The 11,758-nt window shown below is 34.3% G+C and carries 13 protein-coding genes and 2 pseudogenes; 3 read left to right on the forward strand and 12 right to left on the reverse strand.

Annotation, left to right across the window (positions count from 1 at the left end):
* Window positions 1–258 precede the first annotated feature (258 nt).
* The 9 genes and pseudogenes from JFL43_RS14395 to rsgA form a co-directional block, all read right to left on the reverse strand.
* Complete coding sequence (locus tag JFL43_RS14395) at window positions 259–1,263, reverse strand: DUF418 domain-containing protein (RefSeq protein WP_200749573.1); 1,005 nt, start codon at window positions 1,261–1,263, stop codon at window positions 259–261.
* A gap of 883 nt (window positions 1,264–2,146) precedes the next feature.
* Window positions 2,147–2,416: a hypothetical protein gene (locus JFL43_RS14400; protein ID WP_100794544.1), complete on the reverse strand. Its 270-nt coding sequence runs from the start codon at window positions 2,414–2,416 to the stop codon at window positions 2,147–2,149.
* A 371-nt stretch (window positions 2,417–2,787) separates the two neighbouring features.
* Window positions 2,788–3,168: pseudogene (locus tag JFL43_RS14405) on the reverse strand (transposase); the annotation flags it as partial.
* Between the two features lie 146 nt (window positions 3,169–3,314).
* A complete protein-coding gene (locus tag JFL43_RS14410; protein WP_200749574.1) occupies window positions 3,315–3,524 on the reverse strand; it encodes a DUF418 domain-containing protein in 210 nt (69 codons plus the stop codon).
* 115 nt (window positions 3,525–3,639) lie between these two features.
* Window positions 3,640–4,692 carry a HAMP domain-containing sensor histidine kinase gene (locus JFL43_RS14415; protein WP_200749575.1) on the reverse strand — a complete coding sequence of 351 codons (1,053 nt, stop codon included), beginning with the start codon at window positions 4,690–4,692 and terminating at the stop codon, window positions 3,640–3,642.
* Complete coding sequence (locus JFL43_RS14420) at window positions 4,689–5,375, reverse strand: response regulator transcription factor (RefSeq protein ID WP_200749576.1); 687 nt, start codon at window positions 5,373–5,375, stop codon at window positions 4,689–4,691. Before JFL43_RS14420 ends, JFL43_RS14415 begins: the two co-directional genes overlap by 4 nt.
* 41 nt (window positions 5,376–5,416) lie before the next feature.
* Entirely contained in the window at window positions 5,417–5,974 is a 558-nt protein-coding gene (locus tag JFL43_RS14425; protein WP_200749577.1) for a class I SAM-dependent methyltransferase, read from the reverse strand.
* A 278-nt stretch (window positions 5,975–6,252) separates the two neighbouring features.
* Window positions 6,253–6,411, reverse strand: coding sequence for a DUF3953 domain-containing protein (locus tag JFL43_RS23090; RefSeq protein WP_200749578.1), 159 nt, complete (start codon window positions 6,409–6,411; stop codon window positions 6,253–6,255).
* A gap of 95 nt (window positions 6,412–6,506) precedes the next feature.
* Complete coding sequence (gene rsgA, locus JFL43_RS14435) at window positions 6,507–7,574, reverse strand: ribosome small subunit-dependent GTPase A (protein ID WP_200749579.1); 1,068 nt, start codon at window positions 7,572–7,574, stop codon at window positions 6,507–6,509.
* A 401-nt stretch (window positions 7,575–7,975) separates the two neighbouring features.
* On the opposite strand from rsgA, the pseudogene JFL43_RS14440 reads away from it, so the two are divergent.
* Window positions 7,976–8,236, forward strand: a pseudogene (locus JFL43_RS14440) (tyrosine-type recombinase/integrase); the annotation flags it as partial.
* A gap of 137 nt (window positions 8,237–8,373) precedes the next feature.
* Here JFL43_RS14440 and JFL43_RS14445 read toward each other — a convergent pair.
* From JFL43_RS14445 to JFL43_RS14455, 3 genes are all read right to left on the reverse strand, one after another.
* A complete protein-coding gene (locus JFL43_RS14445; RefSeq protein WP_234447802.1) occupies window positions 8,374–9,021 on the reverse strand; it encodes a YIP1 family protein in 648 nt (215 codons plus the stop codon).
* Window positions 9,022–9,195: 174 nt separating this feature from the next.
* Window positions 9,196–9,492 (reverse strand): rhodanese-like domain-containing protein, encoded by a 297-nt coding sequence (locus JFL43_RS14450; RefSeq protein ID WP_200749582.1) that lies wholly within the window; start codon window positions 9,490–9,492, stop codon window positions 9,196–9,198.
* Window positions 9,493–9,552: 60 nt separating this feature from the next.
* Window positions 9,553–9,816: a metal-sensitive transcriptional regulator gene (locus JFL43_RS14455; RefSeq protein WP_200749583.1), complete on the reverse strand. Its 264-nt coding sequence runs from the start codon at window positions 9,814–9,816 to the stop codon at window positions 9,553–9,555.
* Window positions 9,817–10,206: 390 nt separating this feature from the next.
* On the opposite strand from JFL43_RS14455, the gene JFL43_RS14460 reads away from it, so the two are divergent.
* Window positions 10,207–10,560 (forward strand): rhodanese-like domain-containing protein, encoded by a 354-nt coding sequence (locus JFL43_RS14460; protein WP_200749584.1) that lies wholly within the window; start codon window positions 10,207–10,209, stop codon window positions 10,558–10,560.
* 116 nt (window positions 10,561–10,676) lie between these two features.
* On the forward strand, window positions 10,677–11,489 hold the full coding sequence (locus JFL43_RS14465; protein WP_200749585.1) for a cobalamin-binding protein: 813 nt from the start codon (window positions 10,677–10,679) through the stop codon (window positions 11,487–11,489).
* Window positions 11,490–11,758 lie beyond the last annotated feature (269 nt).

Raw genomic sequence — 11,758 nt, forward strand, 5'->3', positions numbered from 1 at the left:
CGCCACTCATTTATTAAACAATGGTGCACCTATTGAAGTCATTCAAAGTCTGATGGGGCATGAAAAAGCGAAACCACTGTAATATGTTGAAGGTATTTTATTTTTTTTCGTATCATGACTAAAAGACTTATAATAAAAGTTAAAATAACAGCAGATATCCATATTAAATTATATAACGTCACATCAGTGATAAGTATTATTTTTCATTTATGCTTTTCACTTTCTCAATTCCCGTGGAACCGCATATCTTTTGAGTCACTATTCATGCAAAGTACTTCCTTTCTGTTTTATCTTAATCTGTCCGTTCCAAGACCAATTTGTCCAAATTCGAAGTATATTTTCTATTGGCCCTCGTTTAAATTTCTTTAAATAAACAATGCTGAAAATACATTGCAAACTGTAAAGAACTATGCCAAATAACATTCCGCCAAAAATGCCTAATTTTCCAGATAACCCTAAACCATATTCATAAAATACGGCCGTACAAATAACGGTTTGCATTAGATAATTGGTTAATGATAGTTTACCGACACTCTCAAACGCAGGTGCCAGCATTTGTACAGGGCGAGTTTTATATAACAAAGCTGCAAGGCAGACATAGCCAACTGCAAGTAGCTGTGAGCCATTCATCATCAACATGCCAGAAAAAGTACTTTCTATAAAACTAAAACTTTTACAAGCTAGACCTACAGGAATGAGTAACGCTCCAATCAAATACCATTTCTTTTCGTTCTCCATATTTACAAAAGCTTGCGTTTTCGCGAGACCCATTCCAAAAAGGCACAATTGAAGAATCATTGGATTTGGTGTAGGACCTATTGATTGAACTGTTGAAAAAAGAAGAAGAAGACCCGTCCAAATAAATAACGTTTTTGGTTTGCGATTAATAAATGGGATTAATAAAATAGTCATGACTCCATAGGCAAATAAAATATCACCTCCCCATAATAATCTATGGAGCAAACCTAAGGCAATTAGCCCCGTTGCACGACGTAAGATGGACCATAGACTCTTCTCTTTTTTCTTACGTATAGATTCTATAAGTTTAATAAGAGAGTAGCCGAATAAAATAGTGAAGATCGGCATAAATGATCCTTCTATAAAGATTTTCACAAAATACGAAGCCCCATTATCGAGGGCGGATAGATCTTTTATTTCGGACCAGCCAAAGTCAAACTGGAAAATCACTAAATTCGCCAGTAAGATGCCAAATAAACTAAACCCACGCATTGCATCGATGAAGGTAACACGATTTGTTGTCATTGCGTTTTTTACCACTCCCTAGGTTTGAATTTTTCTACGGCTTTAGAATACATTTCAAACCTTAAGAAACAGTAGGAAAAATACTTAAGAATCCTAAAGATTTTTAAAGTACATAGTGATAAGTTTAATTTTTCACTTATGCTTTTCACTTTCTCAATTCCCGTGGAATCTCATATACTTCTAAAGTTTTTGTAAATATATTAAATTTATACCTTAGTAAACCAAACTGTCCCGTTAGTGAAAAAGTGTAATACACATAGTGTTGTCTTCTTTTTTTCGAAGTACGCAAAACATATCACAGTTTAGGAAGGTTCCCAAATCGTTTCAAAGTAAAGCGTTTTAAAGATAATGCTTTACTTTGCATTACAATCCGGAGCAATCGATTAAAGCAGATTAATGACTCTGCTTTATTTTGCTTTTATTCGATTTTCAGTCTTACACTCTTATCCCTTTATTCAAATTATACTCTGACCATTTCTTCGCTTCCTTATTTCGCCATCCAAAACATCCGCATTGCTGGCAGTGCCTATCCATGTACGTGTTGTTAGGTCTCTAATTATCGTATATTGTATTTTCCCTATATATATAGCAATATAGTACTCTTTATATTCCTATATAGCTTCACTTCTTAACTGGTTTTATTTACTGTATTTTATATCTGTTTCTAATAAAAATTACGGATTTTGTATGTAAAAGAGAAAAACATTCTATATAGTAAATATACAAAAAAGACACCCTCTATCTAAAGAGAGTGTCCTGTATAATGTTTCTAATGCAAAACCATGGACTTATCTGTAGTTTTCATTTGAAACTTATCTGCTCAACACTAATAGAAAACCGATTTTGCAAAAATGTTCGTTTTTAGTTGCAATTATTTATTCGATCATTTTTCATTATTAACTATATTTAGGCACCAAGAGAAATTATCCCAAGCAGAATACCAGCCGTTGAAAAGTTCGGACGAATCATCCCAACGGACATCGAATTTCTTCTGTCCGTTTACATCCACTAAATACAAAGAAAGGGTCTCATCCGCCTTAGAGACAGCTAACTTCATACCGATTTGTAGTTCTTCTTCAGTGAATTGAACGTCTGAAACCGGACGTAGCTGTGCCTGTTCAAATACTTGTTTGTTACTGATTTTGTAATTCATAATAAACCTCCAATAAAACTTTCAATTAATTTTAAGTTCCTACTCTATCTGCAAATCATAGGACTATAAAAGTATATCCTATATTCATTCAGAAATGAAAATAATAAAAAAAATGAGCTTGGCTCTTTTCAATTGAGCCAAACCTAAAGACGTGTCTGTTTCTTAAAAACATAACAAAAATTACTGTCTTTCTAGAACAGTCTATTGGATTAAACTTACTATCAAAAGTCACTAGTGTTGCATAAATAACGTCATAAAATTCTGTTTTTTTATTTGTGATTTAGAGACAAAAAAGTAACACGCCAATAAAGGTGGTCCATTCATTTGGTTTTTTTTACAATCGCACGTATGCGACAACGACAGTTTGCGTTTTATGGAACAGCTTTTCCTTCAATTTTTCGAAGCCAGGTGTAGGCTGGTTTCCATAAAGAAGCCCTTAAATATCGGCTGATTTGCAGGATTTTTCGTTTACTATTGGTTTCAATTTGAGCTAAAATATTCAAACAAAATACAATGAGGGCAATGAACACTTGGTTGTAATTCGCATTCTCACTTTGACCATAGAACTTTTTAATGTTGAGCTGTTGCTTTATCCATTTGAATAACAACTCAATGGCTCAGCGTGATTTGTACATGTCTGAGATTTCATCGGGTGCTAGATCAAACCGATTTGTTATCAAGTGGAGTTCATTGCCTTTTGAATCGACGACTTTTTGTAAACGAAAGTAATATTCTGCACGATTTTGCTCGGTGTCAGGTGAAAACGAATTCCAATAGGTTGTATAGTTGTTCCCAAGTAAAGTTAAATGTTAATTAAAATGCAAATAGTGTTAAGACTACAGCTAAAGTGTATATGCCTCAAAAACCATTATGTATCTGTAAAGTCTCTTTGGATTCACTATCCATGTAAGGTACTTCCTTTATGTTTTATCTTAATCTGTCCGTTCCAAGACCAATTTGTCCAAATTCGAAGTATATTTTCTATTGGCCCTCGTTTAAATTTCTTTAAATAAACAATGCTGAAAATACATTGCAAACTGTAAAGAACTATGCCAAATAAACTAAACCCACGCATTGTATCGATGAAAGTAACACGGTTTGTTGTCATTGCGTTTTATCCCCTTAACTAGTTATCTTATACATAGTGTAGTTAGTAAAGCTTATGGTGAAATAATGAATACCTTAAATTAATCTTATATACATTTGCCGTTTCCCATAAGCCATTATTCTTTAATGATATATTCAATTGTAAAGGTTAACCAACCTTCTCTATAATCAGCCTCAATTGTTCCACCATGGAGCTCTATAATTCTTTTAGAGATGGCAAGTCCAATACCAGACCCTCCATCTTCCTTTCTTGCCTTATCCCCTCGATAAAAGCGTTCAAATAATTTATTAACGTCTTGTACTGGTAAGTTCTCTGCTTGATTGGATATAGACAAAATAGTTTTTATGCCAACTATATGAAGATCTACTTTTATTGTAGAGGGTTTCATGCTGTATTTTATTACATTCATTAGAAGATTATCATAGACACGCACCATTTTTTCAATATCCATCGACACGTGTATATCTTCTTCAGGTATTGATTTTTGAATGTCCAGACCTTCATTTTCTAAAATTGGCATGTATTCTCCTATTATTTGTTCTAATAATCCTCCTAATTCAACTTCAGTAAAGTTTAATCTTAGATCAGGACTTGTAAGTTTGGTGTATTCAAATAGTTCATTAATAAGTTCCCTAAAATTTTGTGATTTAGAATAAATAATTTCCAGATAATCATATAATTGTTCATCATCTCTATATTCTTTTTTTCTCAATAAATCTACATATCCAATGATGGACGTTAAAGGTGTACGCAAATCGTGAGAAATATTTGTAATAAGTTCGTTTTTTGCACTCTCTATTTGCCTCTCATGTTTGAACTTATTTTCCAATTCTTTTGACATATTGTTGATATTCGAGGCAAGTTGACTTAACTCATCATTACCCTTAATTTCAATAGTATTACCCAGTTTTCCATTTGCAATGGTTTGAACACTTTCTGTAATATGTTGAAGGTATTTTACCTTTTTTCTTATCATTACTAAAAGACTTATAATAAAAGTTAAGATAACAGCAGATATCCATGATAAATTAAATAGCGTCACATCATTAGGGTTTTTAATAAAATACTTCATGGCATATAGTAAAATGCTACCTACAATTATGACTGAGATGATAAAGCTAATGGCTATTGCTGTAAGGAGTTGAACGCTTAGCTTTTTACTCCTCATATTTTATACCCCACTCCCCAAACGGTTTTGATGTATATAGGATGTTTCGCATCATCTTCAATTTTGAATCTGATTTTTGTAATATGAACCATCACAGCGCTATCAGATTTAAAGAAGTTTTCCTTCCAAACAGCTTCATATATTTTCTCAACGCTTAGTACAATGCCCTTATTACGAGCTAGGAGTTCAAGGATATCAAATTCTTTTGGCGTAAGCCTTACTTCGCTATTCTTAATCCATACTTGGCGAGTATCTATATTTATGGTTAAATCGCCAATTTTAATTACACTCTTATTACTTTCTGTTTCAATATTATATTTTTTATACCTTCTGAGTTGAGATTTGACCCTGGCTATTAATTCTAACGGGTTAAACGGTTTGCTTAGATAATCATCCGCACCAGAAGCTAGACCTTGAATTTTATCGATATCCTCGGATTTAGCTGATAGCATGATGATAGGCATATTACGTCCTTCCCTAATTTTCATACATGCCTCGATTCCATCCATTTTAGGCATCATAATATCCAAAATAATCAAATCAAAATTATGGACTTCCAATAACTCCAATGCTTCTAGTGCGTCGCTCGCCTTGGTTATTTCAAGTCCTTCATTTTCTAAATAGATGGAAATTAGATTTCTAATTTCTGAATCATCATCAACAATTAAAACCTTTCCATTCAAACCTATTCACACCCTCTATAAGATTTCCAAAAGTGTACATATTATTTACTACAATGGAATACATACGCTGGAGGCATATTTCTATACTCACGTGTTATATTAATATGCTTAAAATAGTGACTAATAAAGCCTTTCTTAAATAGCGTATATTGGAAAGTAATAAAAGTCCCATTTCTCCTTAACAGCTTTTTGGTTTTAATTAAAATAGCACTTGAGACACTTTTTGGCAAACTTGCAAAAGGAAGACCCGAAACTACATAATCGAGATATGGGATATTAAAGTCCTTTGTATACTTGTCGATTTCCTCAGCAGAACCATTAATAATAACCAGATTCTTTTCGTTCTTATACTCTTCTTTTAATAACGTACAAAATTCTTTATTACTCTCAATCACCATGACAACCGTATGTTGAAGTCTGCTTTTAATAATCTTATCTGTAAAGACTCCTGTACCTGGGCCCAATTCTACGATATATTTTGCATTACGGAAATCAATACTATCTACCATCTTTGCCGCAAGATAATTTGAACTTGGCAAAACTGCCCCAATTTTCCTTGGATTTAATAAATATTGAAAAATAAAACTGAAAGATTTCATGTACACTATCACTCCATAGATTTGAATTTTTCTACGGCTTAAGAATACATTTCAAACCTAAAGAAACAGTAGGAAAAATACTTAAGAATCCTTAAGATTTTTAAAGTACATAGTGATAAGTTTTATTTTTCAATTATGCTTTTCACTTTCTCAACTCCCGCGGAACCGCATATACTTCTAAAGTTTTTATAAATATGTTCAGTTTATACCTTATTAAACTAAACTGCGCCTTTAATTGAATACGAAAAAAAGAGCCGTCTGAACAGCTCAACGATCTTCTAAAGCACCCGTTCGCTTAAAAAGTATAAATGACGACAAAAAAAAATAAATGCAGATGCAAGGATAGACATTATCCCATTTGTTTTCCGTTTTACTTGTAGTTCTAACAGCCCCATAGCCAATATAAACACACCTAAGAACAATAACATATATGGCATAAACTCAAAGTTTTTAGTAATTAGACCATTAGATTCTGGAGTCGGTTACCGAATAACATAAAGGAGCGACCTTAGATTATAGTCGCTCCCTCATGTTATCTTCTTCTATTTTTTGCCTTAACAGCTTTCCTAAATCGCTTTATTTGTCGCAAATTATCAAACATATATTTTAGTCTTTCTTTTTCCCGACCCTCAGCTTTCAGCTCAGCACGTCTTGCTTCTCTTTCAAGCTTTTGATAACTTTGTAATCTTTTATTTGAAAGCTCTCCATCTGTAATGGCCTGCTGCACGGCACAGCCTGGTTCACTCTTATGCTGGCAATTATTAAATTTACATTGCTTCGTTAACTCATCAATATCTGAGAATGATTTTGATAAATCAACACTATGCACCCCCAACTCTCGCATACCAGGGGTATCAATGACAACACCAAGTCCCGAAATCAGAAAAAGTTCGCGTCTTGTTGTCGTATGCTTTCCTTTCTCATCATTCCTAAGATCGCGCGTTTCAATAAGCTCTTGACCAAGTAACGCATTTATTAATGTTGATTTTCCAACACCAGATGATCCAATAAAGGCTACCGTCTGTCCACTAGGTAAGTAGTTTTTGACCGGCTCATAACCCTCATTATCGACACTTGAAGTCACGATTACATCAACGCCTATAGAAATCCTGGATACTTCCTCTAGCATTGCTTCAACATTTTCACACAAATCTGCCTTAGTTAACACGATAACTGGTATCGCTCCACTATCCCATGCAATCGATAGATAGCGTTCCATTCGTCTTATGTTAAAATCATTATTTAACGACATACATATAAAAATTTTATCAATGTTAGCGGCAATAAGCTGAGTTTCTTGGGTCATTCCGGCTTCCTTGCGTACAAGTAAACTTTTTCGAGATAGCACATGGTGAATTATACTATTCCCATCAGTTCGTTTAATCATAACAAAGTCTCCTACGGTCGGATAATTTCTGGCTCCTGTAGCTTTGTAACGAAACTTTCCAGATACCTCCGCTTTCAGCTCACCTTGATCAGTGATTAACTTATAAATCCCTTTTGATAATGAAGACACTCTTCCAACATGAAGACCTTCAAAATGTTTTACCTCTTTTAAGAAAAAGTCATTTAAACCTAAATCTTTCATTTCATTATTCAACGTACCATCCTCCTAAAGTTTAAGTACAACTTTTGGAAGGCCTAATGTATGGGGTTAATTAACACGTACCTCCCTAAAAATTACAATTCCAGTCACATACGTCTTATTCATAAAACATCATCCCCTCTCATTTATTAATACAAATAATATACCATTAATTATCACAATATCCTATTTACACCTATGCGTTACTAGAATATTCGACAAACCTTTTCAAAACAGTTTATTGTTTAAGAACAATCTGGTTTAACGCTTGCTGTATTTCTTCTCTGTAAACTTCCTGAAGATATTACAAAGAGGCTTTCGAAATAGAGGATTATACAATATCAAAACTCTTCACCAGTAAAATGGGACAAGTTATATTCACCTTTTTATAATGAACAATATGAAGTCGTACATTGAATCTGAAGCAAATCACCCCTCACAGACTGAGGCATACACATACGACCATTTTAATAAGCAAGAATGTTAATGTGAAGGTTATAGCTAAGAGGCTGGGAAATACCCCTGCTATGATACTTGATATTTATGGTCATACATTTAAAATAGAGTCCGTTGAAAAGTTCAGTGAGAGCTTATCAGAAGTGGGGAAGGATTCTGAAAAGGACCTTCAGCCCCTTCAGATCAACCTTCTCCAGACATTTGAGTTCTACTCTTGTTAATCTTCTGTTCTTAACTGCTTTAAAACCTTTAGAAATGTTGAATTATCAACACTTTCTAAAGGTTTTTTTATTATCTAAAAGAAAAGCCCTTTCCAATTTACACTGGAAAGAGCTTAAACGTTAAATTATACTGAGCCTCATAACCCAAGAAATACTACTAGAATAATCCCTACTATCATAATAAGAGTTATAACTAAAATAAGTCCAGGAATAAAAATCGTCAAGACGGCACGCCATGTTGAGAATCGATGTACTTCCGATACAATCGCTACGTTAATGACGATCTGCCAAATACCAATAACAATTGACGCAATTGATGCTACAACAGCAATAATCGTAAATGAAACATCGCCAGGAACTATATCGTTCTTAAAATAAGTCACTGGCGAGAAAGCCATCCATATAAACATAAATGGAAATAACCAAATTTCTGGAATTCCACCGATACTTAGCCCTTTGAACATTTCTTTGTAAGTTGCCTGACCACCAAAAAGTTTACCAAACAGCCATATTACAAGACTAGAAACCGAAACTGACAGTAATCCAAAAATCGGACCTAATAGAGTACATAGTAAGACAATTCCCCAAATAGGTAACATTGGATATAACTCTGTGTCTAGTATTCCAATAAAACTACCCGCAATTCCGCTAAGTATAGCAAACATAATGGCATAACCAATTGATTTTTCTTCTAATACAAATCTAACTGTCTTTTTCGGATTAAGCCAAATTGAAAAAAACGGTTGTATTTGATCTTTTTCTTTCATTTCTTCAAAAGAATTCATTTTACACAAAACACTCCTCAAATTATAAAACTCTTCTTTAGCATAGCAGAAAAAACGTGAGAAATTGGCATTTCATGAAAATGTACTAAATTCATTCGAATTTAACTGAAATTTACATCATAAAAAAAGATATGCAAATTGCATACCCTTTAAAACTGCTCTAATGATTAAATGTTATTCAACATCGCCAGCCCAAGCTATCATACCGCCATCCATGTTCATTACGATGAAGCCTTGATTATCTAAAAAGGTTGTCGCTTGTCCACTACGGCCGCCTGAACGACAAACCATAATGTATTCTTTTGATTTATCTAGTTCATTCATACGAAATTCAATCAAGCCCAATGGCATATTGATTGCTGATGGAATTTTACCTACTGATACTTCATCTACTTCACGAACGTCGATCAAGTTTAACTCTTTACCCGCTGCTAATAATTGTTGTACTTCTTCTACTGAAATTGATTTCATTTCTATTATCCCCTTTACCCCACTAGGTATATAATTTATTTAAAATAAAGAAGAGGCGATTTATCGGCTCTTCACTAGTAGTTCGACAGCTTCTTTAATTAAAGTTTCTTTATCTTTCCCTTTAAGCTCGTTTTCGTCTTCCATGCAATGTACTAAGTTCGTACTTACAATAAGGCCAATTGCACGATCAATTGCTGAGCGAGAGGCAGATAGCTGTGTAATGACATCTTTACATTCTTTTTCTTCTTCAATCATACGAATAACACCTTTTAGCTGGCCTTCGATTCGTTTCAATCGATTCTTTATTTGATCGTTATACTCCATTATCTTCACCCCAATTCAAGCATATCGTGTAACAATTATAGATGATATACCCCTAAAGGTATTGTGTCAAGCAGATTAATCACAAACAAAGGAGTTGAAAAATAATACCCCTAATAGTATATTAAGTATACCGTATAGGGTATATAGGGAAGGAGTTTGTAACATGCTTTTTCAATCTTTCTTTGATGACAAACTTGTAAAGTTTTCAAATTTGATCGGCGGTTACTGTACAGAGGGGGAAATTATTGAATGACACAGGAATTAATGACTTCTATATGTCACCTAGGTTTACCACATCCGAATATTAACGGCAATTGGGTATGACCCAAATTCAGCTATAAACATTTTTAAGCAACTAACATTATTGAATGGAAACGGAGAGACTCACTAATGGAATGGATTATCCTACTACTCGGAATCGTTATTTTCATCTACTTCCGTACAAAAACGGTAAAAGGTGTGAAAAACATTTCAACAGCTGACTTAAAAGATATGCTAAATGACAAATCAAAACAGCTCGTTGATGTCCGTACACCTGGGGAATATAAAGCTCGTCATATCCCACAATTTCAAAATATCCCGCTAGATCAACTACCTAGCAAAGTAAGTAAACTCGACACCAACAAGGAAATAGTTGTCATCTGTCAAAGTGGTATGCGAAGTGCTCGTGCAGCCGGCATTCTTTCAAAAGCTGGCTTCACTTCTGTATACAATGTCAAAGGTGGCATGAGTCGTTGGTCATAAAACTACTATAACAGTACGTCTACTCCCTTGATGTCTGACCAAAAGCAGCCATTCGTTATGTTATAATGACACATAAGGAATGGCTATTTTTTTATTTACAAGGAGGTCTTTTATAAATGAAAATTATATCAATTTGCCCTAGTAATACTGAGCTACTCACCTATTTACAGCTTGAGAATCAGTTAATTGCTGTCGATGATTTTTCTGATTGGCCATCTTCTATTAGTCATTTACCACGTCTTGGCCCTGATCTTTCTATCAATATGGATTTGCTTGAAAGCATGGAGCCCGAGCTCGTCATCGCTTCACTAAGCGTTCCCGGTATGGAAAAAAATATTGAAGAACTCGAGCAACGTAAAATCCCTCATATTGTCCTTAATCCAAGTAGCCTGCAAGAAATTGCCAATGATTTACGCATACTAGGTGAAGCATGTGGCGTATTAGAACGCGCTGAAAAAAGAGCAGCTGAATTTGAAAGCTTTGTTGCTATTATGAAAAATATCGGAGAAAACTGTAAAATAAAACCATCATTATATTGGGAATGGTGGCCGAATCCCATCTTTACCCCTGGAGGTGTCAACTGGTTAACGGAAGTGAGCGAAATCGCAGGTGCTGTGAATGTATTTGCTGACGTAGAATTAGCCAGTGTACAAACAGATTGGCATGATGTACTAAAACGGGATGCTGATTATGCATTTTTAGCATGGGTTGGTGTTCAGCATCACCGTATTAAACCTGGACATCTATTAAAAAGACCTGGAGCTTTAGATATGACTGCCGTTAAATTAGACCACCTTCATGTAATGGAAGAATGGCTATATTGCCGTCCATCACCGAGATTACTTGAAGGCGCGTTGAAATTATCCTTATTATTACATCCTAGGGAATATAAAGATTTAACTTTGCCCGAATGGGTTTATGAAAAATAAATTTTGTTTAATAGTAAATGAAGACTTCTCGCGCGGGACGAGAAGTCTTTTTTTGTGTTTCTATTTTCTCATTTTCATATTTCACAATAAAAATGGTTATTTTTTCAAATAAAGGACCATTCTATATGTAGATTAGACTTTTAAGGTTGGGCATCGCTAACGTAGGTTGCTCTCTTTGAAGTGGAGCCTCCAGTATATATCGTAGCCAGGCAAGGGTTTCGACCTCTTAAAGGAAATAAACTCTAATTATAGTGAGTTGCTATGCTCGA

The organism is Viridibacillus soli (assembly GCF_016612995.1).
GTDB lineage: Bacteria > Bacillota > Bacilli > Bacillales_A > Planococcaceae > Viridibacillus > Viridibacillus soli.